The 24,488-nt window shown below is 64.1% G+C and carries 18 protein-coding genes and 1 pseudogene; 10 read left to right on the plus strand and 9 right to left on the minus strand.

What is annotated here, in order from left to right:
• Positions 1 to 69: 69 nt before the first annotated feature.
• From ACZ5KU_RS14205 to ACZ5KU_RS14240, 8 genes and pseudogenes are all read left to right on the plus strand, one after another.
• Complete coding sequence (locus ACZ5KU_RS14205; RefSeq protein WP_416773298.1) at positions 70 to 1,542, plus strand: serralysin family metalloprotease; 1,473 nt, start codon at positions 70 to 72, stop codon at positions 1,540 to 1,542.
• Between the two features lie 22 nt (positions 1,543 to 1,564).
• A complete protein-coding gene (locus ACZ5KU_RS14210) occupies positions 1,565 to 2,923 on the plus strand; it encodes a serralysin family metalloprotease (protein WP_464737335.1) in 1,359 nt (452 codons plus the stop codon).
• A gap of 127 nt (positions 2,924 to 3,050) precedes the next feature.
• Positions 3,051 to 3,359 carry an AprI/Inh family metalloprotease inhibitor gene (locus ACZ5KU_RS14215; RefSeq protein ID WP_054062425.1) on the plus strand — a complete coding sequence of 103 codons (309 nt, stop codon included), beginning with the start codon at positions 3,051 to 3,053 and terminating at the stop codon, positions 3,357 to 3,359.
• Positions 3,360 to 3,479: 120 nt separating this feature from the next.
• Complete coding sequence (locus ACZ5KU_RS14220; protein ID WP_054059345.1) at positions 3,480 to 4,094, plus strand: calcium-binding protein; 615 nt, start codon at positions 3,480 to 3,482, stop codon at positions 4,092 to 4,094.
• Positions 4,095 to 4,256: 162 nt separating this feature from the next.
• A pseudogene (locus tag ACZ5KU_RS14225) lies at positions 4,257 to 6,052 on the plus strand (type I secretion system permease/ATPase).
• A complete protein-coding gene (locus ACZ5KU_RS14230; RefSeq protein ID WP_054062274.1) occupies positions 6,049 to 7,377 on the plus strand; it encodes an HlyD family type I secretion periplasmic adaptor subunit in 1,329 nt (442 codons plus the stop codon). The pseudogene ACZ5KU_RS14225 and the gene ACZ5KU_RS14230 overlap by 4 nt, the downstream one beginning before the upstream one ends.
• Position 7,378: 1 nt before the next feature.
• Positions 7,379 to 8,737: a TolC family outer membrane protein gene (locus tag ACZ5KU_RS14235; RefSeq protein WP_054060840.1), complete on the plus strand. Its 1,359-nt coding sequence runs from the start codon at positions 7,379 to 7,381 to the stop codon at positions 8,735 to 8,737.
• Between the two features lie 49 nt (positions 8,738 to 8,786).
• Complete coding sequence (locus ACZ5KU_RS14240) at positions 8,787 to 10,625, plus strand: polyurethane esterase (RefSeq protein ID WP_464737336.1); 1,839 nt, start codon at positions 8,787 to 8,789, stop codon at positions 10,623 to 10,625.
• A 157-nt stretch (positions 10,626 to 10,782) separates the two neighbouring features.
• Here ACZ5KU_RS14240 and ACZ5KU_RS14245 read toward each other — a convergent pair whose 3' ends face one another.
• The 8 genes from ACZ5KU_RS14245 to arnC all read right to left on the minus strand — a co-directional run bounded on the left by ACZ5KU_RS14245 (position 10,783) and on the right by arnC (position 20,186).
• A complete protein-coding gene (locus ACZ5KU_RS14245) occupies positions 10,783 to 12,378 on the minus strand; it encodes an ArnT family glycosyltransferase (protein ID WP_464737337.1) in 1,596 nt (531 codons plus the stop codon).
• A 167-nt stretch (positions 12,379 to 12,545) separates the two neighbouring features.
• Complete coding sequence (locus tag ACZ5KU_RS14250; RefSeq protein ID WP_273820718.1) at positions 12,546 to 13,913, minus strand: UDP-glucose dehydrogenase family protein; 1,368 nt, start codon at positions 13,911 to 13,913, stop codon at positions 12,546 to 12,548.
• On the minus strand, positions 13,910 to 14,317 hold the full coding sequence (gene arnF, locus ACZ5KU_RS14255) for a 4-amino-4-deoxy-L-arabinose-phosphoundecaprenol flippase subunit ArnF (RefSeq protein ID WP_054060837.1): 408 nt from the start codon (positions 14,315 to 14,317) through the stop codon (positions 13,910 to 13,912). The genes ACZ5KU_RS14250 and arnF overlap by 4 nt, the downstream gene beginning before the upstream one ends.
• Complete coding sequence (gene arnE / locus ACZ5KU_RS14260) at positions 14,314 to 14,658, minus strand: 4-amino-4-deoxy-L-arabinose-phosphoundecaprenol flippase subunit ArnE (RefSeq protein ID WP_054060836.1); 345 nt, start codon at positions 14,656 to 14,658, stop codon at positions 14,314 to 14,316. Before arnE ends, arnF begins: the two co-directional genes overlap by 4 nt.
• Positions 14,655 to 16,304: a lipid IV(A) 4-amino-4-deoxy-L-arabinosyltransferase gene (gene arnT / locus ACZ5KU_RS14265; RefSeq protein ID WP_273820720.1), complete on the minus strand. Its 1,650-nt coding sequence runs from the start codon at positions 16,302 to 16,304 to the stop codon at positions 14,655 to 14,657. Before arnT ends, arnE begins: the two co-directional genes overlap by 4 nt.
• Positions 16,301 to 17,185 (minus strand): 4-deoxy-4-formamido-L-arabinose-phosphoundecaprenol deformylase, encoded by an 885-nt coding sequence (gene arnD / locus ACZ5KU_RS14270; protein ID WP_054062269.1) that lies wholly within the window; start codon positions 17,183 to 17,185, stop codon positions 16,301 to 16,303. Before arnD ends, arnT begins: the two co-directional genes overlap by 4 nt.
• Positions 17,185 to 19,176, minus strand: a complete 1,992-nt coding sequence (gene arnA / locus ACZ5KU_RS14275; protein ID WP_054060833.1) for a bifunctional UDP-4-amino-4-deoxy-L-arabinose formyltransferase/UDP-glucuronic acid oxidase ArnA — start codon at positions 19,174 to 19,176, stop codon at positions 17,185 to 17,187. The genes arnD and arnA overlap by 1 nt, the downstream gene beginning before the upstream one ends.
• Positions 19,173 to 20,186 carry an undecaprenyl-phosphate 4-deoxy-4-formamido-L-arabinose transferase gene (gene arnC, locus ACZ5KU_RS14280; RefSeq protein ID WP_464737338.1) on the minus strand — a complete coding sequence of 338 codons (1,014 nt, stop codon included), beginning with the start codon at positions 20,184 to 20,186 and terminating at the stop codon, positions 19,173 to 19,175. Before arnC ends, arnA begins: the two co-directional genes overlap by 4 nt.
• 501 nt (positions 20,187 to 20,687) lie before the next feature.
• On the opposite strand from arnC, the gene ACZ5KU_RS14285 reads away from it, so the two are divergent.
• Together ACZ5KU_RS14285 and ACZ5KU_RS14290 are read left to right on the plus strand one after the other, a co-directional pair.
• Positions 20,688 to 22,349, plus strand: a complete 1,662-nt coding sequence (locus ACZ5KU_RS14285) for an MFS transporter (protein WP_054060831.1) — start codon at positions 20,688 to 20,690, stop codon at positions 22,347 to 22,349.
• On the plus strand, positions 22,346 to 23,494 hold the full coding sequence (locus ACZ5KU_RS14290; RefSeq protein ID WP_054060830.1) for an HlyD family secretion protein: 1,149 nt from the start codon (positions 22,346 to 22,348) through the stop codon (positions 23,492 to 23,494). Before ACZ5KU_RS14285 ends, ACZ5KU_RS14290 begins: the two co-directional genes overlap by 4 nt.
• A 155-nt stretch (positions 23,495 to 23,649) precedes the next feature.
• Here ACZ5KU_RS14290 and ACZ5KU_RS14295 read toward each other — a convergent pair whose 3' ends face one another.
• Positions 23,650 to 24,483, minus strand: coding sequence for a metal-dependent hydrolase (locus tag ACZ5KU_RS14295; protein ID WP_054060829.1), 834 nt, complete (start codon positions 24,481 to 24,483; stop codon positions 23,650 to 23,652).
• Positions 24,484 to 24,488: the final 5 nt, after the last annotated feature.

Genomic DNA, 24,488 nt, shown 5'->3' on the forward strand with positions numbered 1-24,488 from the left:
CAATAGGCCGGCTTGTTATCGGTTAGTTACCGGTTCGAGCAAGTTTTTCCATGCCTCAAGGATTTCAGCATGACATCTACCAGCTCCAATAAAGTTCTCTCTGGACAGTTTCCGTCCGAGGTCCGGCAATATACTTTGGAATCTTCCGGAAAGTTTTCCCTGACCACGGATGAGGCCGCGATGCATCTCGCCCGTTACAATCAGCGTTGGGCGGATCAGGACGGTGACGGTCGAATCGACCTGACCTACCAGTTTCTCACCGCACCCAACCTGGCCTTCGTTGGAATGCGCCTGGATGGATTCAGTGAGTTCAATGCGCAGCAGAAGGCGCAGGCGAAACTGGCCATGCAGACCTGGGCGGATGTGACCAATGTGACCTTCACCGAGGCCCAGGCGGGTGGGGAGGGGCAAATGAGCTTTGGCAATTTCAGCGAGGGCATGCACGGTGCCACGGCATTCGCCTTCCTGCCCAACAGCCACCCCATCCTTGACGGCCAGTCCTGGTACCGGGTGCCCAGCGACGATACCTGGTCCGGATGGCTGCGTAGCCGGGCCTCCGGCGACGGGCCCAACCAGCTGCCGGTGATGGGCAGCGCTGGCCGATTCGCCCTGGTTCACGAAATCGGTCATACCCTGGGCCTGGACCACCCCGGTGACTACAACTCCCGGGAAGATACCTGGCTCGACTGGCTGTGGAATCGGATCAGCGGCGACGATGACTACGGGCTGAAGGCCGATGTGGTCGAGGATTCTGTCGGCTACACCCTGATGAGCTATTGGAGTGAAACCAATACCGGACAGGATTTCGCCAAGGACGACGCGTCTGTCTACCCTTCGGCGCCGCAGTTGCACGATATTGCGGCGATCCAGAAACTCTACGGCCCCAACTTCAGCACCCGCGCCGGTGACACCACCTATGGCTTCAACTCCAATACCGACCGCGATTACCTGACCGCCACCTCGTCCGCGGACAAGCTGGTGTTTTCGGTCTGGGATGGCGGTGGCAATGACACCCTGGACTTCTCCGGTTTCACCCAGGACCAGGAGATCAACCTGAATGAGGGGGCGTTTTCCGACGTGGGCGGCCTGCGTGGCAATGTTTCCATCGCCCATGGCGTGGCTATCGAGAACGCCATGGGCGGCTCGGGCAAGGACCTGCTGGTCGGCAACGAACTGGGCAACCAGTTGCGCGGTGGTGCCGGCGACGACGTTCTCAAGGGCGGCGGTGGCGCGGATGAACTATGGGGCGGTGCCGGCAGGGATACCTTCATGTTCTCCGCCGTCTCCGATTCGACGCCGCAGGCCTCTGACCGGATCATGGATTTCACCACGGGTCAGGACGAGATCAGCCTGGCCGGGATGACCCGCGGTTCGGGCCTGAACTTCGTCGGTGCCTTCAGTGGCAATGCCCGGGAGGCGGTACTGGCCTATGACGAGAGCACCCACCAGGGCACCCTGGCGATCGACTTCGCGGGGCGGGGCCTGGCGGATTTCCAGATCACCACGGTCGGTCGGATGGCCGTCACGGATATCGTGGCCTGATGCCCTGCCTTGAGGATTTTGCGTGACAACGATCAATTCCCCTATCACCAGCGGCAAGCCGAGCTATTCCGTGGACCAGGCGGCGCAGCAGCTCACCCGTAGCGGCCAGTCCTGGAAGGACAAGGACGGCAACGGCACCGTCGAGCTGACGTTCGCCTTCCCGGACACGCCGCCCTCGAACTTCGTCGAGCTCAAGGTCGACCACGGCCTCGGCGGCTTCGGCCAGTTCAGCGCGTTGCAGCAGGCGCAGGCGGTGCTGGCCCTGCAGTCCTGGGCGGATGTCGCCAACCTGAGCTTCACCGAGGCGCCGAGCGGTGGCGAAGGGCACCTGAGCTTTGGCAACTACGAGGTCGGCCCGGCGGGCAGCGCGGCGTTCGCCTATGCGCCAGGGTCCGATCCCGACTACGACGGCCAGTCGTGGTACCTGGTCAGCGACAGCTACGACCTCAACAGTGCACCCGGCCTGAACAACTATGGGCGCATGTCGCTGGTCCATGAGATCGGCCATACCCTGGGGCTGTCCCACCCCAGTGACTACGGGGCGAATGTGGACCAGCCGAGCTACCGGGATGCCGGCTACGTGCAGGACACGCTGGGTTACAGCATCATGAGCTACTTCAGTGAAAGCAACACCGGGCAGAACTTCGTCAAGAACGGCGCCGAACACTATTCATCCGCGCCGTTGCGCGACGATATCGCGGCGATCCAGAAGCTCTATGGGGCCAACTACAGTACCCGTGCCGATGACACCGTCTATGGTTTCAACTCCAACACCGGCCGTGACTACCTCAGTGCCCAGTCGTCTGCCGATGCCCTGGTGTTCTCGGTGTGGGATGGGGGTGGCAATGACACCCTGGACTTCTCCGGTTTCACCCAGGACCAGGAAATCAATCTGCGGGCCGGTTCGTTCTCCGATGTGGGTGGCCTGCGGGGCAATGTCTCGATTGCCCACGGCGTCATCCTCGAGAATGCCATTGGCGGTTCGGGCCACGATGTGCTGATCGGCAATGACGTGGCCAACGAACTGCGTGGCGGCGCCGGCAGCGATATCCTCCAGGGTGGCGGCGGTGCGGATCGCCTCTGGGGCGGCGAGGGCAACGACATCTTCGTGTTCGGCGCCATCACCGACTCGACGCCGCAGGCCTCTGATCGGATCATGGATTTTGTCAGCGGCCAGGACCAGATCGATCTGGGCAGGCTGACCCAGGGGGGCGGCCTGAGTTTCGTCGACGCATTTACCGGACGGGCTGGCGAGGCGGTGTTGAGTCATGACGCCGACACCGACCAGGGCACCTTGGCCATCGACTTTTCCGGGCAGGGCCTGGCGGATTTCCAGGTTGTCACCGTAGGGCGGATGGCGGTCACGGATATTCTGGTCTGATGGTATGAAACCCACGAGCAAGGAACGCATGCAAGACCACCACCGGCCCGCCAGCGGGCCCATCACTCGAAAACGCAGGGGGGCCTGGCTGCTGGCCCTGTCACTCACTTTCATGGGAGAAGCCGTCATGGCCAGTAGTTTGGTGTTACCCAGCCGCGAATCGCTCGCGGGCCAATGGCAGTTGTCCAGCAGCTCGAGCCCGGCGCGGACCTGCGTGCTGGAGCTGGCGGCCCAGCCGCCCATGCTGACGGGCGACCTGGAGTGCGCCACCGAGCTGCTCGGCGAGCGCCCCAGCGGCTGGGAGCCGACTCCGGATGGCCTGTGGCTGTTCGATCAGCAGGGCAGCGGCCTGGTGCACCTGAACCGGGATGGCGCGGGTTATTCGGTGTCACGCCAGCAAGGTGAGCTGACCCTCGGCAGAAAGAGCCGCGACTGAGTTTCGGCAAGCGCGGGTGACCGCCTGCCCAGGACAGCCGTACACAAGAGTCCGCCCGATACGACCTTTCGTTGGCGAAGCGCTCTTGTTGCTTTACCTATTGATTTTTAAGGAAATGATATGTCTTTGTTTACCCTCAATCCCGTTTCTCCCAGGCAGGATGTGCCTGACCCGCTTGTCAACTTCAACGGCACGACCGGCAACGACTACATCGTCGGTAATGCCCAGGACAATCGTATCGTCGGCGGCGGTGGTCATGACTTGTTGCTCGGGGGTACTGGCAACGACACGCTGAGGGCGGGCAATAAGGCCAGTTCCCTCTACGGGGGCGCCGGTGACGACCTCCTGATCGGCGGCCGCGGTTCCGACCACCTCAATGGTGGCGACGGCGAAGATCGTCTCAATGGCCGGGCCGGCGACGACATCCTCGTCGGGGGCCCCGGGCTTGACTGGCTGGTGGGCGGCCCCGGTCGGGATACCTTCCTGTATCGCGATATCAGCGACTCGATCCCGGAGAGTGCCGACTGGATCGTCGACTTCGTCAGCGGCAAGGACAAGATCGATCTGAGTGCTCTCACCCACGGCTCGGGCCTGACCTATGTCGAGAAGTTCACCGGGCAGTCCCGTGAGGCGGTGCTGGGGTATGACCTGACGGTCGACTTCGATGGGGACGGCGTGGCCGATTTCCGGGTCATGACCGTCGGGCAGGCGGTGCAGACGGATATCGTCGCCTGAGTCTGGGAAAGGAGGCAGCCTGATGGCTGCCTCTGTCCGTTGGATGGCGAATCCATCGCCAGGGGAAAAGGGCCGTTGCATGTTTTGAATCAACTTCAGTGACAGGGCAGAGATCCTTGCGGGTCTCACGAATTTCTAGAATCAAAAAATCAGGGACGATAAATGAAATCGTTGAAGATGATTTCGGGTACACCCTTGTTCCGCGTACTGGGTGACTACAAGAGCATATTGATCAGCGTCGGTTGTTTCACCGCCCTGATCAATCTGCTGATGCTGGTCCCGTCGATCTACATGCTGCAGGTTTACGACCGGGTACTGACGTCGCAGAACGAAACCACCCTGGTGATGCTGACGCTGATGGTGGTGGGCTTCTTCGCCTTCATCGGGGTGCTTGAAACCATCCGCAGTTTCATCGTGATCCGCATCGGCAGCCAGCTCGAACGGCAGTTCAACCTGCGGGTGTACAAGGCGGCCTTCGAACGCAACCTGTTTCGCGGCGAGGGGCATGCCGGCCAGGCCCTGGGCGACCTGACCCATATCCGCCAGTTTCTCACGGGGCCCGCGTTGTTCGCGTTCTTCGACGCGCCGTGGTTTCCCCTCTACCTGCTGGTGATCTTCCTGTTCAACCCGTGGCTCGGAGTGTTTGCCAGCGTGGGCGCGGTGCTGCTGATTGCGCTGGCCTGCCTCAACGAGTGGCTGACCCGCAAACCCCTGGCCGAAGCCAGTGGCTATTCGCAGAAATCCAGCCAGTTGGCCACCAGCCATTTGCACAATGCCGAAACCATCCAGGCCATGGGCATGCTCGGGGCCCTGCGTCGACGCTGGTTCCAGGTGCATTCGCGGTTTCTCGCGCGGCAGAACCAGGCCAGCGATACCGGCGCGCTGGTGACTTCGCTGAGCAAGTCGCTGCGCCTGTGCCTGCAATCGCTGGTGCTGGGGCTGGGCGCCTTGCTGGTGATCAAGGGCGACATGAGCTCCGGGATGATGATCGCCGGCTCGATCCTGATGGGGCGCGTCCTGAGCCCCATCGACCAGTTGATCGCCGTCTGGAAGCAGTGGAGCGCGGCCAAGCTGGCCTACCGGCGGCTCGACGAACTGCTGCGCGAGTTTCCCCAGGGCGAGCCCGCCATGAGCCTGCCCGAGCCCAAGGGGCGGGTGGCGTTCGAGCAGGTCAGCGCAGGTCCCCCGGGCGGCGCGGGGCCACCTTGCACCATGTCAGCTTTGCCATCGAGGCCGGTGAGGTGCTGGGCGTACTGGGCGCCTCGGGGTCGGGCAAGTCCACCCTGGCACGGGTGCTGGTGGGGGGCTGGCCAACCCTGGCGGGCGTGGTGCGCCTGGACGGCGCGGATATCCATCGCTGGGACCGCGATGAACTCGGCCCGCACATTGGCTACCTGCCGCAATCGATCGAACTGTTCAGTGGCACGGTGGCCGAGAACATCGCCCGTTTCAGCGAGGCCGACCCGCAAAAGGTGGTGGCTGCCGCGGTACAGGCCGGTGTTCATGAACTGATCCTGCGCCTGCCCCAGGGCTACGACACCCTGCTGGGCGACGATGGCTGCGGCCTGTCCGGTGGGCAGAAACAGCGGGTGGCCCTGGCCCGGGCGCTGTATGGCGGCCCCCGGCTGGTGATCCTCGACGAGCCGAACTCCAACCTCGACGCGGTCGGCGAGGCGGCGCTCACCGCGGCCATCGCCCAGCTCAAGGCCCAGGGCAGCAGTGTGATCCTGGTGACCCACCGGACCACGTCCCTGGCCCAGACCGACAAGCTGCTGGTGCTCAACGAGGGGCGGATGCAGGCCTTCGGGCCCAGCGCCGAGGTGCTCAAGGCCCTGGCCGGCAACGCGCAACCGGCGGCGGCCACGGTGGCCGAAGCCCCGCGCGAGCCATCCCCAACCCCAGCCGGGCTCAGCCTGAGCCGGCAATACGGTGCAGCGACACGCAGGAGCGGAGCATGAGCCAGGACAGCCTGATGCAACACGATGAACCCCACGAGCGCCAGGAGCGCGATGCCGGCTTCTTTGTCCGCGCCGGCTGGTGGCTGGCGCTGCTGGGCGCCGGCAGCTTCTTCGCCTGGGCGGCCCTGGCGCCGCTGGACCAGGGCATTGCGGTCCAAGGGACCGTGGTGGTCTCCGGCAAGCGCAAGGCGGTGCAGTCCCTCGGCGGAGGGGTGGTCGAGCGGATCCTGGTGCACGAAGGGCAGTTGGTCCGCCAGGGGCAGCCGCTGTTTCGCCTCGATCAGACCCAGCGCTCGGCCGATGTCCAGTCCCTGCGCGCGCAGTACCGGGTGGCCTGGGCCAGCCAGGCGCGCTGGCAGAGCGAGCGGGACAACCTGGCGCGGGTGAACTTCCCGGATGAGCTGACCGCCGATACCGACCCGCAACTGGGCCTGGTGCTCGAAGGTCAGCGGCAGTTGTTCAGCAGCCGGCGCGAGGCGTTTGCCCGCGAACAGGCCGGCATTCGTGCCGCCATCGAGGGCGCTGGTGCGCAACTGGCCGGCATGCGTCGGGCCCGCGCCGACATGAACGCCCGCGCCGACTCCCTGCGGCGTCAACTGGACAATCTGCGGCCGTTGGCCGAGAACGGCTATATCCCGGCCAACCGCCTGCTGGAGTACGAGCGGCAACTGTCCCAGGTGCAGCAGGACCTGGCGCAGAACAGCGGTGAGAGCGGGCGGGTCGAGCAGGGCATTCTCGAGTCGCGATTGAAGCTTTCGCAGCACGCCGAGGAATACCAGAAGGAGGTGCGCAGCCAACTGGCCGAGGCCCAGCTCAAGACCCTGACCCTGGAACAGCAACTGACCTCGGCCCGTTTCGAACTGCAGCACAGCGAAATCAGCGCACCGGCCGAAGGTATCGCGGTGAACCTGGGAGTGCATACCGAAGGTGCGGTGGTGCGTGCCGGCGACACCCTGGTGGAGATCGTCCCGCAGGGCGAACGCCTGGAGGTGGAGGGGCGGTTGCCGGTCCACCTGGTGGACAAGGTCGGCACGGCATTGCCGGTGGACATCCTGTTCACCGCCTTCAACCAGAATCGCACGCCGCGGGTCAGCGGTGCGGTGAGCCTGATTTCCGCCGACCAGTTGCTCGATGAAAAAAGTGGTACGCCGTATTACGTACTGCGCAGTTCGGTCAGCGACCTGGCCCTGGAGAAACTCAACGGGCTGGTGATCAAGCCGGGCATGCCGGCGGAAATGTTCGTGCGCACCGGTGAGCGGTCGTTGCTCAACTATCTGTTCAAGCCCCTGATGGACCGTGCGGGCTCTGCGTTGACCGAGGAGTAGTATGTTGCGCCTGATGACCAAACCGCTGTGTGTGGCGGCTGCGTTGCTGTTGTTTTCCCTCGATTGCCAGGCCATGGGGCCGTTCCAGGTCTATGAGCAGGCGCTGCGCAACGACCCGGTGTTCCTCGGCGCGCTCAAGGAGCGCGATGCCGGCCAGGAAAACCGTGCCATCGGCCGCGCCGGCCTGCTGCCGCGGCTGTCCTACAACTACAACCAGGGCCGCAACGACTCTCGGGTCACCTACCTCAACGAACGCGGCAATTTCCATGAGGACCGCAACTACACCAGTTCCGGCTCGACCCTGACCCTGCAGCAGCCGCTGATCGACTACGAGGCCTATGCCAACTATCGCAAGGGCGTGGCCCAGGCGCTGTTTGCCGACGAGACCTTTCGCGGCAAGAGCCAGGAACTGCTGGTGAGGGTGCTGACCTACTACACCCAGGCGCTGTTCGCCGAGGACCAGATCCAGATCGCCAGGGCCCGGAAGAAGGCCCTCGACGAACAGTTCCAGCAGAACACGCAGCTGTTCCGCCAGGGCGAGGGCACCCGCACCGACATCCTCGAGTCGCAGGCGCGCTATGAACTGGCCACGGCCGAGGAGATCGAGGCCCGCGATGCGCAGGATGCGGCGTTGCGCGAGCTGGGAGCGCTGATCGGCGTGCCGACGGTCGACGTCGCCGAACTGGCGCCGCTGGCGCAGGGGTTCGAGTCGTTTCCACTGGAGCCGGCCAACTTCGCCACCTGGCATGAGCTGGCCCTGAGCAACAACCCGACGCTGGCCTCCCAGCGCCAGGCGGTGGAAGTGGCGCACTACGAAGTGGAGCGCAACCGCGCCGGGCACCTGCCCAAGCTCAATGCCTATGCCAGCCTGCGCAAGAGCGAGTCCGACAGCGGCAACACCTACAACCAGCGTTACGACACCAACACCGTCGGCTTCGAGGTCAGCGTGCCGTTGTTCGCCGGTGGCGGGGTGTCCGCCTCGGTTCGCCAGGCCAGTGCCAACCTGGAACAGGCCGAATACGAACTCGATGGCAAGACCCGCGAAACCCTGATCGAGCTGCGGCGCCAGTACAACGCCTGCCAGTCGGGGGCGAGCAAGCTGCGCGCCTACCGCAAGGCGCTGGCTTCGGCCGAGTCGCTGGTGCTCTCCACCCGGCAAAGCATCCTCGGCGGCGAGCGGGTCAACCTCGACCTGCTCAACGCCGAACAACAGCTCTACAGCACCCGTCGGGACATGGCGCAGGCGCGCTATGACTACCTGATGGCCTGGACCCGATTGCATTACTACGCCGGCACGCTGCGCGAAACCGACCTGGCCAGGGTCGATGAGGCTTTCGTGGCGCCGGCGGCCGTTCACTGACTTCCGTTGCAGGCTTTCTCGACAATTTCAACAACAGAGAGGCAATACCATGGGTGTTTTTGACTATGAAAATGCGGGTTCCACTGTCTCCAAGGCGCTGTACGCTGACGCGATGGCGATCACCTTGTATTCCTACCACAACATCGACAATGGCCTGGCTGTCGGTTACCAGCAGCACGGCTTCGGCCTCGGCCTGCCGGCGACGCTGGTCAAGGCGCTGATCGGTGGCACGGACGCCCAGGGCGTAATTCCCGGCGTGCCCTGGAACCCCGATTCGGAGAAGGCGGCGCTGGCGGCGGTGAAGGCGGCCGGCTGGACGCCGATCAGCGCCAGCCAGCTGGGTTACGTCGGCAAGACCGATGGCCGGGGTACCTTCTACGGCGAAAAGGCCGGCTACACCACCGCTCAGGCGGAAGTGCTCGGCAAGTACGACGCCGAGGGCCACCTGACCTCCATCGGCATCGCCTTTCGCGGCACCAGCGGCCCGCGGGAAACCGTGATCACCGACACCATCGGTGATGCGATCAATGACCTGCTGGCGGCCATCGGCCCCAAGGACTACGCGAAAAACTACAGCGCCAATGCCTTCTCCGGCCTGCTCGACAGCGTCGCCGCCTTTGCCCGGGCCAACGGCCTGGGCGGCAAGGATGTGCTGGTCAGCGGGCACAGCCTGGGCGGGCTGGCGGTCAACAGCCTGGCGGACCTGAGTGCGGGCCAGTGGGGCGGTTTCTACAAGGATGCCAGCTACATCGCCTTCGCCTCGCCGACCCAGAGCGGCGCGGGCACCCATGTGTTGAACATCGGCTATGAAAACGATCCGGTGTTCCGGGCCCTCGACGGCTCCAGCCTGACCCTGGCGACCCTCGGCGTGCATGACGGTTACAAGGCTTCGGCGACCAACAACATCGTCAACTTCAACGACCACTACGCGTCCGATGCCTGGAACGCCATGCCGTTCTCCATCGGCAACATCGCCACCTGGCTGTCGCATCTGCCGACCGCCTATGGCAACGGCATGCAACGGATAGTCGATTCGTCGTTCTACGACCTGACCGGCAGGAACTCGACCATCGTCGTCAGCAACCTGTCGGATCCGGCGCGGGACAAGACCTGGGTGCAGGACCTCAACCGCAACGCCGAGGCCCATAGCGGCACCACCTTCATCATCGGCAGCGAGGCCAGCGACCTGCTCAAGGGCGGGCGCGGCAACGACTATCTCGAAGGGGGCGGCGGCGATGACACGTTCCGCGACGACGGCGGCTACAACATCATTCTCGGTGGCAAGGGCCATAACACCCTTGACCTGCAGAAGCCTCTCGACAGCGTCGAGATCGCCAATGACGGCCAGGGCACGCTGTATCTTCGCGATGCCCAGGGTGGGATCACCATTGCCAGGGATATCGGCACGCTGGTCAGCAGTGAACCGCACCTGGTGTTCCTGTCCCGGGACGTGGCCCACAAGGTCGCTGACCAGAGCCTGTCCGGCGGCCAGTATGTCGCTTCGCAGGTGGGCGGCGCCGGGGCGGACACCCTGACCGCGAAGGCTTCGGGTGAATGGTTGCTGGGCAATGGCGGCAACGATCACCTGATCGGCGCGGCCAATGGCGGCAATCTGTTCATCGGCGGGGCGGGCAATGACCTGATGGAGGCGCGGGGCGGGGGCAACACCTTTCTGTTCAACGGTGCCTTTGGCCAGGACCGCATCAGCGGCTTCCAGTCTTCGGACAAGCTGGTGTTCATGGGCTATGCCGATACCCAGGGGCACAACATTCTTGAACATGCCAAGGTGGTCGGCAATGACACCGTGCTCAGCTTTGGCGCTGATTCGGTGACCTTGGTGGGGGTTGGGCTGGATACGCTCAAAGGCGCCAGTGTGGTGATCGCCTGAGGGTAGTCGGCTGCTGTCGTCTGGCCGCCTGCGGCGGTTCGCGGGCAAGCCACGCTCCTACAGGATGGTGCCGTACGCCAATGCCGCGTTCGGTATCGATCCCCCGTAGGAGCCGGGCTTGCCCGCGAACCGCCAGGAGCGGCCAGGCGACTCCGTATCAGGGCTGCTTGAGCAGCACGAAATCATTCTTGTCGAACCGCCCACTCAACACCGGCACCAGCGCCCCGACCGGCGTACCCTGCAGCTTCTGGTAATCCTGCCTGTCCATCACCAGCCACGCCGGCCCGCTCACCGCCTGCAACTGCTGCGGCGTATCGGTGAACAGCGGTTGCAGATCCTCGTCCAGGTTGACCATGAACTTGATTGCCTTCGCGTCCTTGCCCATGGCGTGCAGCACCACGGGCGCCGACGCCTGATGGATCAACTGTTGGGCTGCCCGGGTAAATGTCCGGGTGTCATAGGCCGTCCGCTCGACCGGCTCGACGACCAGGATGTAGCTCGCCCACATCGCCAATACCGCACAGGCCGCCAGGCCGATGGCACGCCAGCGGGTCTTGAACAGCATCATCACGGCGATGACCTGCAGGGCACCCACCAGCCAGGGGGCGATGCCCAGTGTCGGCAGTTCCTCGGGAAAGCGTCGATGCAGCAGGATCATCCCGCCGATCAGCAGCGCCGGCAGCAGCAGCCAGAGGCCCTGGATCAGCCCGCGCAGCCAGGCGAACAGCCGCCCCTGGCCTGCCTGGAACGCAAAGGCCGCGACGATGGCGATCATTGGCGCCATCGGCAGGATGTAGCGGGCCTTCTTCGCCTGCGGTACCGACAGCCCGAGCATCACGATCAGGCCGGCGGCCAGGCAGTAGAGCATCAATTGCAGCGCCGGCCCACGTTGCTGGCGACCACCGGCGAAGAGTGCCACCACCCCCAGGACCGCCAGCGGATAGGCCAGGGCGTAGTTGCCGAACGAACTGCCGAAGTAATACAGCAGGCCACTGGAGCCTTCGCTGCCATCCATGCGGCCGGTGAACTGCATGCGGATCACTTCATGGAGGAAGACGCTGCCGCCATCCAGCCAGGCCAGCCATAGCAGTAGTGCGATACAGACCGCCAGCAGGCCCAGGGCCTGGAAGCCGAAGACGAACAGGCGTCGCCACTGGCCGCCCAGCAGGTAGTAGCTGCAGAGCATGCCGGTGGGGATCACCAGGCCGATCGGTCCGCGGATGGCGAAGCCCAGCACCAGCAGGGCGAGTATCCAGCCATGGCGTTTCGTTGCGGCGAAATGATCGGCGGTGTAGCCCAGGTAGAACACCGAGAAGCCGACGGCGGCCAGCAGCAGATCCAGCGAGACGGCACGTGTCTCGGTGATGAAGGTGTTGCTCAACAACAGCAGGGCGATGCTCAGCAGTGCCCAGCGCGGGGAGTGGGGGGCGACCAGCCGGTACATCAGCACCACGATCCAGGCCGCTGCCAGGGCACTGGGCAGCCACGCCGCCAGGGCATTGACGGTGCCGAAGGGCAGGGCGAACAGCCAGACCAGCACGGTCGAGAAGGCCGAGTAGTCGGGGTAGGGCTCGCCGTAGGTGGTCGGGAAGAAGCCCGGGCCGTGGCGCAACATTTCCTGGGCGAACAGGACGAAGCGCGAATCGAAGCCGATGGCCGCCTGCTGGTGAACCCCGGCGAGGAACAGCAGCAGGGCGAGCAGGCCCAGGCCCAGGGACTGACGATTGAGGGTGGCGCGGGAGGTCAATGTCACAACGAAGTCCTTGTGAAAGGAGGATGACACCGTTTTGAGGACGCGAAGGAAGTCTGTAGGAGCGTGGCTTGCCCGCGAACCGCCGCCAGGCGGCCATTCAACGACCGCATCGGGGCTGTCAGACCGCTATCGCCAGCAAGCCGGCTCCTACAGAGGCACGCCGGGGATCAGGCTTCTACCTGGCCATGGCGGGTCACCGGCAGTTCCAGGGACGCGCCGCGGCCGATCGCGAAGTAGGTGAAACCCTTGCGCTGCATGCGGTTGGCGTCATACAGGTTACGGCCGTCGAAGATCACCGGTGCCTTGAGGCGCTGCTTGATCCGCTCGAAGTCCGGCGCCTTGAACTGCTGCCACTCGGTGCAGATGATCAGGGCATCGGCACCGACCAGGGTCGCTTCCGGGGTACCCATCAGCGACAGGCCCGGTTCATCGGGATACAGGCGCTGGGTTTCCTGCATGGCTTCCGGGTCGAAGGCGCGGACCTGGGCACCGGCGGCCCATAGCGCTTCCATCAGCACCCGGCTTGGCGCATCGCGCATGTCGTCGGTGTTGGGCTTGAACGCCAGGCCCCAGAGGGCGAAGGTCTTGCCCTTGAGGTCGCCCTTGTAGAACGCATTGATGCGGTCGAACAGCTTGTGTTTCTGCCGTTCGTTGATCGCCTCCACCGCCTGCAGCAGGTCGCTGGAGCAGTTGGCTTCCTGGGCGCTGTGGATCAGGGCGCGCATGTCCTTGGGGAAGCACGAGCCGCCGTAGCCACAGCCCGGGTAGATGAAGTGGTAGCCGATGCGCTGGTCGGCGCCGATGCCCATGCGCACGGCCTCGATGTCGGCGCCCAGGTGTTCGGCCAGTTCGGCGATCTGGTTGATGAAGCTGATCTTGGTCGCCAGCATGCAGTTGGCGGCGTACTTGGTCAGTTCGGCGCTGCGCAGGTCCATGAACATGATGCGGTCATGGTTGCGGTTGAACGGTGCGTACAGGTCGCGCATCACCTCGCGCACTTCCTCGCGTTCGCAGCCGATGATGATGCGGTCCGGCCGGCGGCAGTCTTCGACCGCCGAGCCTTCCTTGAGGAATTCCGGGTTCGAGACGATATCGAACTGCAGGCTGCGGCCGGCTTTGCTCAGACCGGCCTCGATGTGGGCGCGCAGGGTGTCGCCGGTGCCGACCGGCACGGTGGACTTTTCCACCAGGATCAGCGGTTCGAAGCGATGGCGGATCACGGCGTCACCCACCGACAGCACGTACTTGAGGTCGGCCGAACCATCCTCGTCCGATGGCGTGCCGACGGCGATGAACAGCACCTGGCCGTGCTCGATGGCCAGCTTTTCATCGCTGGTGAAGTGCAGGCGGCCACTTTCCAGATTGCTCTTGACCATGGTCTCCAGCCCTGGTTCGAAGATCGGGATATGACCCTTGCGCAGCAAGTCGATCTTGTTCTGGTCAACGTCCATGCACACGACGTCATGACCGACTTCGGCCAGAACAGTCGCCTGTACCAGGCCTACATAACCGCTACCAATTACGCTGATTTTCATACGGAGTCTCTAGGACGGGGTATACGTGGAGAATTGATCGTAAGGACACCGAGGATGACCAACGCCACCCCCAGGGTCTTGGATAGGCTGAAGCTTTCGTTGAAGAACGGCAGGCTGGCGGCCAGCAGGTAGACCAGTGCATAGCTGACACTGAGCAGCGAGTAGGCGCGGCCCAGCGGCACGTCACGCAGGGCCATCAGCCAGCAGAGCATCGACAGCGCATAGGCGAGGATCGAAGCCGCTACGACGGCCAGGGCGACCAGCGAGACGTTGCCGGTCATCAGCGCGTCCAGCCACTGGCTTGGCTCGGGCAGGCGCGTCATGCTCCAGCGCATGCCCAGTTGGGCGCTGCTGACCAGCACCACGCTAGCGCTGGCGAAGGTGAAACCGCGTGCCAGGCTCATAGATGCAACCCCAGCAGCACCACGCCGGCCATGATCAGGGCGACGCCCAGCCAGTGGCGGCGGTCGATCGATTCCTTGAACAGGTAGTGCGCCACCAGGGTGATCAGCACGAAGTTGAGGCTGAGCATCGGATAGGCGATCCCGACCTCCAGCCGCTGCAGTACCAGCAACCACACCAGCAGGCCGAGGCCGAGGCTGGCCAGGGCCAGCCACAACCAGGGCGAACGCAGCTTGTCGAGTGCGCCCGGGGAGGTTTCACGCCAGCCTTCGACGGCGAACTTCTGGGCCACCTGGCCCAGGCACGTCAGCAGGCAGGCGCCGAGGAGGAGAACCAGGGTCATGGAGCGCTCTGCGGGAAGATCAGGATCACGATATTGCCTTCGTCGTAACGCTTGAAGTCCTTTGGCAACCGGTCGATTTCGCGCAACTCTTCCTCGTCCTTGACGCGCATCACCACACCCACCTGGCCTTCACGCCGGGCCTGCTCCATCCAGCCCTGGATCTGGTCCATGTCCTGGGTACGGTGCTCGGCCTCCGGGTAGGAGAGGCCGTATTTCACCTCGCCCTGGGTGTTGTAGAGGGTGATGTCGGTACGTTTCACCCGCCAGGCCAGGGCCGAGGCGGCGCCCAGGTCGTTGCTCAGCAGATGACGGCTCCTGGCCAGTTCCTGCTCGTGGTCGGCGATGAACTGGTCGGGCATCTTGTTGTGCACGATCACGCTCGGCATCGCCGCCGGCAGCAGGGCGATCAGCAGGCCCATGCCCAGTGCCGGCAGCGCCCACAATTGCAGCGGCTTGAACACGGTCAGGGCGTTGAACAGGATCCAGCCGACGATCACCACGCACAGCAGGGCCAGGTGCTGCGGCTCGTTGTCGTAGAACGGTTTCTTCAGTTGGAAGAACACCACGGCAGCCAGCGCCAGCAGGCCCAGCAGCAGGTTGAGCAGGCCATTGAGGCGCGACACCCTGGGCAGGCCCTGGTTGAGCCGCTCCATCAGCGAATGGCCCATCAGCAGCGCCAATGGCATCAGGCACGGCATGATGTAGGTCGGCAGCTTGCCGCGGCTGAGGCTGAAGAACGCCAGCGGCAGGAACAGCCACAGCAGCAGGAACGCGGTAATCCGCTGGCCCTTGCCTTTCCAGGCATCCTTGAGGGTGATCGGGAACAGCAGGGCCCAGGGCAGGCTGGAAACCACGATCAGCGGCAGGTAGAACCACCACGGCCGGGTGTGCTGGGCGTCTTCGGCGGCGAAGCGGCGGATATGCTCGTGCCAGAAGAAGAAACGCCAGTAGTCCGGTTCCTGCAGGTGCACGGCGATGACCCAGGGCAGGCTGACCAGCGCGGCGACCAGCACCGCCACCAGGCCATAGCCCACCAGTTCGCGAAAACGCTTCTGCCAGATCATGTAGGGCAGGGCGATCAGTACCGGCAGCAGCAGGGCCAGGAACCCCTTGGTCATGAAGCCCCAGCCGCAGGCGAAGCCCAGGGCTGCCCAGGACAGCAGGCGGGCCTTGCGGGTCTGGCTGTCGATCGCCAGCCACAGGGCGACGAAGCTCAGGTTGACCCAGAAGGTGAATTGCGGATCGAGGTTGGCATAGCCGGCCTGGCCGGCGATCAGCCCGAAGCTCATGAACAGCGCGGCGCTGGCGAAGCTCTTGCGCGGGTCGTTCCACAGGCGCCCGGCCAGCAGATACACCAGCAACACGCTGAGGCCCGTACTCAGGGCCGAGGCGAAGCGCACGCCGAAGAAGTTCTGGCCGAAGATCGCCTGGCCGATGGCAATCATCCAGTAGCCGGCAATCGGCTTCTCGAAGTAGCGCAGCTCCATGAAGTGCGGTGCCGCCCAGTGGCCGCGCAGGAGCATTTCCTGGCCGATCTGCGCGTAGCGGGTTTCATCCGGAATCCACATGCCATGGCTCATCAGCGGAGCCAGATAGAACAGCAGGAAAGCGAGGAACAGGAGTGGCAAAGCCCAGCGTCTGGTCATCCCTGCTGCACCCCCAGCCAGCCTTCACGGCCACTGAGGGTGCCACGCACCAGCCGACCTTCGGGCAGTCTGTCCAGTTGGGCTGGCAGCAGATTGACCAGGGGTTGAAACTCGATACTGCGTGCCTTGGCTTGCGCCAGCAGCTGACGAAACTCGTTTGCCATCAGAATCCCTTCTACTTCTGCATGGATGGTGTAGACATTCAGTTTCGCCGGGCTGAACCGGTCGAGTATGAATGCGTTGAAGTCTTTCGCGGCCAGGTCCGCACCGACGACTTCGTCGAAGGTCGGCAGGTCCACGGGGATTTGCGGGGTGCCCGGGCTACCGTCTGCCAGCCGTGGCAGGAATAGGCCGTGTCCCCGGCAATCGCTGTTGTAGCGAAAGCCGAAATGTTCTTTGGCTTGCACGACGCGCTCGTCCGCCCGCCAGCCGGCGGTGGCAGAGCATTCGACGGCTTGCCCGGTGATGTCGCTCAGGCAGTCGACGCCACGGCGGATCTGTTCGATCAGCTCGACTTCGCTCCAGCGTCCGGCATTGGCCTGCCAGCCGTGGTGATCCCAGGCGTGCAGGCCGACTTCATGACCGGCGGCCAGGGTCTGGCGCATCAGATGCCCCAGGTCCCGACCGATCGGCTTGCCTGGCCAGGCGGTGCCGGCCAGGAGAATGTCCCAGCCGTACAGGCTGGCTGCCTTGGAGCGCAGCATCTTCAGCAGGAACTGCGGCTTGATGAGGCGCCACAGGTGGCGCCCCATGTTGTCCGGCCCGACACTGAAGAAGAACGTCGCCTTGACCTGGGCCTCGTCGAGCAGTTCCAGCAGTCGCGGCACACCGTCACGGGTGCCGCGATAGGTGTCCACATCGATACGAAGTCCAGCTTGCATCAGCGTTTTTCCGCGATTTCGAGCATGGCTTCCTTCAGGAAGAAGTCCAGGGTGTTACCGATGGTTTCGCTCATCTCGACGGTCGGCTCCCAGTTCAGCAGGCGCTTGGCGTTTTCGATGCTCGGCTTGCGGTGTTCCACGTCCTGGTAGCCGGCGCCGTAGAACGCCTTGCTCTCCACCTCGCGGAAACCGGCGAACGGAGGGAAGTTGCCGCGCAGCGGGTGCGCTTCGAACTGACGCAGCAGCTCTTCGCCCAGTTGGCGGATGCTGGCTTCGTTGTCCGGGTTGCCGATGTTGATGATCTGGCCGTTGCAGCAGTCGTTCTCGTTGTCGACGATACGCGCCAGCGCCTCGATGCCGTCGGCGATGTCGGTGAAGCAGCGCTTCTGCTCGCCGCCGTCGAACAGGCGGATCGGCGTGCCTTCCACCAGGTTCAGGATCAGCTGGGTGATGGCGCGGGAGCTGCCGATACGGGCCGAGTCCAGGCGGTCCAGGCGCGGGCCCATCCAGTTGAACGGACGGAACAGGGTGAAGTTCAGGCCCTTGGCGCCGTAGGCCCAGATCACGCGGTCCAGCAGCTGCTTGGAGACGGAGTAGATCCAGCGCTGCTTGCTGATCGGGCCGACGATCAGGTTCGAGGTGTCTTCGTCGAAGTTCTTGTCCTGGCACATGCCATAGACTTCGGAGGTCGACGGGAAGATCACGCGCTTGTTGTACTTGACGCAGTAGCGAACCAGTTTCAGGTTTTCCTCGAAGTCCAGTTCGAACACGCGCAGCGGGTTGCGGGTGTATTCGATCGGGGTGGCGATGGCCACCAGCGGCAGGACCACGTCGCACTTCTTGATGTGGTACTCGATCCACTCGGAGTGGATACTGATGTCGCCTTCGACGAAGTGGAAGTTCGGGTGGCTGCGCAGGCGCTCGATGGCGTCGGAGCCGATGTCCAGGCCATAGACTTCGTACTTGTCGTCACGCAGCAGGCGCTCGGACAGGTGGTTGCCGATGAAACCGTTGACGCCCAGGATCAGCACGCGGGTCCGACGTTTCTTGCGGGCCGCTTCAGCGCCACGCAGCAGGGAGCCGTCGACCAGGCCCAGCTCGTTGGCCAGTTGCGGGCCGCTGAGGAACAGGCCGTTTTCATTGCGCTGGCCGGCGTTGATCACCAGCGAGTCCTCGCCGCAGGCGATGCGCAGCGGGTCGACGCTGATCACGCGGCCAGGCGCCTGGCCTTCGTTGCCCTTGACCACTTCGGCGCCCCAGACGATCAGCTTGTGCTCACCCACGGCGCAGAACGCACCCGGATAAGGCTTGGTCACGGCGCGAACCAGGTTGAACAGTTCTTCGGCAGGCTTGCTCCAGACCAGCTTGCCATCGGCGGCGGTACGGCGGCCGAAGTAGGTGGCCTTGGACTCGTCCTGGGCGGTTTCGCTCAGCTTGCCCTGGGCCAGTTGTGGCAGGGCGTCACGCAGCAGGCTGGCGGCGCTGTCACGCAGTTTGGCGTGCAGGCTCAGGGCGGTGTCGGAGCGCTCGATGGCGACGCGGTTCTGCGCCAGGATCGCACCGGCATCGGCACGCTTGACCATGCGGTGCAGGGTCACGCCGGTTTCGGTCTCGCCGTTGACCAGTACCCAGTTGGCGGGCGCGCGGCCGCGATAGCGTGGCAGCAGCGAGCCGTGCAGGTTGAACGCACCATTTTTGGCGGTGGCCAGCAGCGCTTCGCTCAGCAGGTTGCGGTAGTAGAAGGAGAAGATGAAATCCGGGTTCAGCTTGGCGATGCGCTCGATCCACAGCGGGTGGTTGGCGTCTTCCGGGGCATGCACCGGGATGCCCTTGAGGGCGCACAGCTGGGCTACCGAACCGTAGAAGGTGTTTTCCTTGGGATCGTCGGCATGGGTGAACACGGCAGCGATTTCATAACCTGCGTTCAGCAGGGCTTCGATGCCTGCGCAACCGATATCGTGATAGGCAAAGACAACAGCTTTCGGATTCATGGGGCAACCTGATTGACAGTAGTTGTAGAAGGGGTTTGCGCGGCAGTGCTGCTGGAAGAGGGCTGACTGCGCAGCACTTTCTCGATGAAGAAGCGTGGACGGGCGCGGACATCGCTGTACATGCGACCCAGGTACTCACCCAGCAGGCCCATGCCGATGAACTGGCCGCCGGTGAACACGAACAGCACGGCGAACAGCACGAAGGTACCGTCACCGGCCCATTCGGCGCCGAAAATCAGGCGCAGGAAGATCAGCAGCAAGGCGAACAGCGCGCCGAGGCCGGCCATGGCGAAACCGATGATGCTCAGCAGCCGCAGGGGCGTGGTGGTCATGCAGGTGACCAGGTCGAACATCAGGTTGATCAGGCGCATCGGGCTGTACTTGGAGTCGCCGTGCTCGCGCTCGGCGTGCTGCACCAGCACCTCGGTGGTGTGGCGGGCGAAGCTGTTGGCCAGGATCGGGATGAAGGTGCTGCGTTCGCGGCAGGCGAGCATGGCGTCGACGATGCTGCGGCGATAGGCGCGCAGCATGCAGCCGTAGTCGCTCATGGCAACGCCGGTGGAGCGCTGCACGGCCAGGTTGATCAGGCGCGACGGCCAGCGGCGGAAGGCCGAGTCCTGGCGGTTGTTGCGCACGGTACCGACCACGTCGTAGCCCAGCGCGGCCTGGGCCACCAGGCGCGGGATCTCTTCCGGCGGGTTCTGCAGGTCTGCGTCCAGGGTGATCACCACGTCACCGGTGGACTGCTCGAAACCGGCCATGATCGCTGCGTGCTGGCCATAGTTGCGGTTGAGGATCACGGCAACCACCGGGCTGCCTTCGCGCTCGGCGGCTTCCTGAAGGATATCGGCGGAGCGATCACGGCTGCCGTCGTCAACCAGGATGATTTCCACGTCCTGGCTCAACTGCGCGCAGGCGGCTTCGGTACGGCGCAACAGCTCGGGCAAGCTCTGTTCTTCGTTGTAGACCGGTATGACGATCGACACGCGCTGAATCGGGTAAGGTTTCAAAGGCTTCTTTCCAGAAAGGTTTCAGTAATGCAAGCGATGATCTGTGTCATCGTGTGACAGGTCGGATTTCACCATGGGAAAGACGACTTGTACCAGTGTGTCGGGCAAAACCAGAACTGCTTGTAGGAAGATGCTAAACACACACGACGGACATCCGGCGATTAAAGCCTAAAACCGTGAAAGGTAAAGGAGTGATGTCGCGTTATCTTCATGATTTCCATCAATTCCCTGACTTGAGTCCTGGACAGGGGCTACGGTAAACGTAGAGATGTGAAAAGCCTATGAAAGATAGCTCAACATCGTGTCCTTTTTGACATACAGACAGGCTCTATTCAGGAATCCGGGGGGATGTGAAAACTTGTAACGTTCTGCGGCTTGCAATCGGTGATTTTTTGCTCAACCCACTGCAACCGCTTCGAGCATGGGAATTTTTCTGACAGGCTCCCGGCGCTGTACGAAAATAAGTAATCTCCAAGTCGCTCTTGTATTCGGGAATCCGGGATGAATCAGTACACGCCGCGCAACTGGCAGCCCCACGAACGCCCCAGTCTGCCCGGCTCACCCTCGACTCCACTGCATTCGACGCCCCGGCGCCTGGCCTATGCCATGGTCGGGCTGCTGGTAGCCCTGACCGGTGGCCTGGGCAATGCGCTGGTGGTGGCCAACCTGCCTTACCTGCAGGGCGCACTCGGCGCCACCACCGCGGAAATGGCCTGGCTGCCGGCGGCCTATGTGATGACCAATGTCTCGATGAACCTGCTGCTGGTGAAATTTCGCCAGCAGTTCGGTCTGCGGGCGTTCACCGAGGTGTTCCTGGTGCTCTACGCCCTGGTGACCTTCGGCCACCTGTTCGTCAACGACCTCAGTTCGGCCATTGCCGTGCGCGCGGCCCACGGCATGGTCGGCGCGGCCCTGAGCTCCCTCGGCCTTTACTACATGATCCAGGCGTTCCCGGCGAAATGGCGGCTCAAGGCCCTGGTGCTGGGGTTGGGCACCTCGCAGTTGGCATTGCCGCTGGCCCGGCTGTTTTCCGAGGACCTTTTGCAGATCGCCGAATGGCGTGGCCTGTACCTGTTCGAACTGGGCCTGGCGCTGGCGGCGCTGGGCTGCGTGTTCCTGCTCAAGCTGCCACCGGGCGACCGTTTCAGGACCTTCGAAAAGCTCGACTTTCTCACCTTCGCGATCCTCGCCACCGGTGTCGCGCTGCTGTGTGCGGTGCTGTCCCTGGGCCGCATCGACTGGTGGCTGGAGGCGCCGTGGATCGGCATCGCCAGCGCCGCGTCGATCGTGCTGATCCTGGCCGGGCTGGCGATCGAGCACAACCGCAGCAACCCGATGCTGATGACCCGCTGGCTGGGCAGCGGGGCGATGATCCGCCTGGCGCTGGCGGTGATCCTGATCCGCCTGGTGTTCTCCGAGCAGTCCACGGGGGCGGTGGGCTTCCTGCAGGCCCTGAACATGGGGAGCGAGCAGATGCGCAGCCTTTATCTGGTGATGCTGGTGGGCAGCATCGCCGGATTGGCGGTCAGTGCCCTGACCATTCATCCCGACCACCTGTTCATGCCGCTGATCATTTCCCTGGCGCTGATGGCGCTGGGTTCCTCCCTCGACAGCTTCTCGAACAACCTGACCCGTCCGGCCAACATGTACCTCAGCCAGTTCCTGCTGGCGTTCGGCGGTACCTTCTTCGTCGGTCCGACCATGGCCCTGGGCACCCGCAACGTGATCACCAACCCGCGCAACCTGGTGAGTTTTTCCGTGTTGTTCGGGATCTGCAACAACCTCGGCGGGCTGATCGGTTCGGCGCTGCTGGGAACCTTCCAGGTGGTGCGCGAGAAACTCCACTCCAGCAGCATCGTCGAGCACCTGGTGCTGAGCGACCCGCTGGTGGCCGCGCGGATACAGGGTTCCGCCGCCGGTTATGCCTCGACCATTTTCGATCCGGCGCTGCGTACCACCCAGGGCATGCGCGCGCTGGCCACGGCGGCGACCCGCGAGGCCAACGTGCTGGCCTATAACGATGTGTTCATGCTGATCGCGCTGATCGCGGTGCTGACCATGATCTGGATCTTCATCCGCAGCCTGTGGCTGATGAGCACCACGCGGCGGGTCGCCGGCAATCCTCCACCTTCCACCTCCAGCAGCGGTGCCACCCCACGATGAGCGAATCCGTCACCACCACCAATGCCATTGCCGCCACCGCCGAGGGCCAGACGCCTCCCGGGGCATCGTCGACCGAACCGCGCTCGTTGCGGGTGCGGATCATCTCGTCACTGGGCTTTGCCGCGATCGCCCTGGTCGGCGTGCTGATCGTGCTGTACGCCTGGCAACTGCCGCCGTTCAGCAGTGCCATCGAGAGCACCGAGAACGCGCTGGTTCGCGGCCAGGTGACGCTGATTGGCCCGCAGTTGAGCGGCTATGTGTTCGAGGTGCCGGTGCAGGACTTCCAGCACGTCAAGGCCGGTGACCTGCTGGTGCGCCTCGACGACCGCATCTACCAGCAACGCCTGGACCAGGCACTGGCCCAACTGGCGGTGCAGAAGGCTGCCCTGGCCAACAATCTGCAGCAACGGCGCAGTGCCGAGGCAACCATTGCCCAGCGGCGCGCCGCCCTGGAGAACAGCAAGGCGCAATCGCGCAAGAGCGAAGCCGACCTGGCCCGTAACCAGGCGTTGATCGCCGATGGCTCGGTATCACGCCGTGAGCTGGACGTGACCCGTGCCGACCGGGCCCAGACCCTGGCGGCCATCGCCCAGGCCGAGGCCGCGCTGGAGATTTCCCGGCAGGACCTGCAGACGGTGGTGGTCAACCGCGGGTCGCTGGAAGCGGCGGTGGCCAGTGCCGAGGCGGCGGTCGAGCTGGCGCGCATCGACCTGTCCAATACCCGGGTGGTGGCGCCCCGGGACGGGCAGTTGGGGCAGATCGGCGTGCGCCTGGGCGCCTATGTGAACTCCGGTGCGCAACTGATGGCGCTGGTGCCGGAGCGGCGCTGGGTCATCGCCAACCTGAAGGAAACGCAGATGGCCGGGGTGCGCGAAGGGCAGGCGGCTTCGTTCACTGTGGATGCCCTCGACCATCGCCGCTTTACCGGGCGGGTCCAGCGCATCGCGCCGGCCACGGGCTCGGAGTTCAGCCTGTTGCAGGCCGATAACGCCACCGGCAACTTCGTCAAGATCGCCCAGCGGGTGCCGGTGCGGATCACTGTCGATCCGGGCCAGGCCGAGGCCGAGCGGCTGCGGCCGGGGATGTCGGTGGTGGTGAGTATCGACACCGCCAGTGAGGTGAAGGCGGTGGAGGAGGCCTTCTGAGATGGGTTGCGCCTGTTCGCGGATGAAGCGGACCGCCGGCTCCCACCGATTGACCGGGCTCATAGGGCCTGTGCTCAGCGCGAAGCGTTTGCGGGAGCAGGATTTATCCGCGAACAGGGCTCTAAAGGTGACAGCTGATTCCGGCGCCCACTCAACTATTGGGCAGGCTTGCCACCCTTGATGGCCTCCATCAACCCCTCGATGCGCTCCAGTTGCTCGCGGTTGTCATGGTCCCAGGGATGGAACCCCGGCTTGAAGTAGTCCAGCCACGGCAGCGCAATGCGCGGAAACACCCCGCGCCAGCCGAACAGATACTTGATCATCCGCCACCCGCCCCGCAGGTGATGGCCGGCCTTGCGGTCGGCGATCAGCAGGCGGACATGGAAGTCGAACACCACCAGCCAGAAAAAGAACGTGGTCGACAGCATCGCGCCGGTCCGCAGTAGGTAGCGCTTGGGCCCCGGCTTGATCACCGTGTTCCAGACATCGAAGGCCACCGACTTGTGTTCGGTTTCCTCCAGGGCGTGCCAGGTCCACATCTGCCGGTAGCCCTCGACCGAATCGCCGAAGCGGCTCGGGTCGCGTAGCAGCAGGTCGGCGAGCATCGCCGTGTAGTGTTCCAGGGCGATGGTGATCGCCAGGTTGAACGACGGCGCGAAGTGTTTCTTCTGGAAGTCGAGGATGGCCCGCAGGCGCCGGTCGAGCAGGTGCGCCGGCAGGCCGGCATGCTGCAGCAGGTCGTTGTAGAGCAGGTGTTCACGGCTGTGCATGGCCTCCTGGCCGATGAAGCCCTGGATCGCCTTGCGCAGTTGCGGGTCCTCTATGCGGTCGCGGTAGTGGCGCACGCTGTCCATGAAGAACAGCTCGCCGGAGGGGAACAGCAGGGACAGGGCGTTGAAGAAATGCGTGACCCAGGGGCCTTCGGCATGCCAGTCCTTGATGCGTTCGGCTGGCAGTTCGGGGTGGATGTCGCGACGGATTGGCAGCATGGCTG

Source organism: Pseudomonas sp. Tof1, from assembly GCF_055390395.1.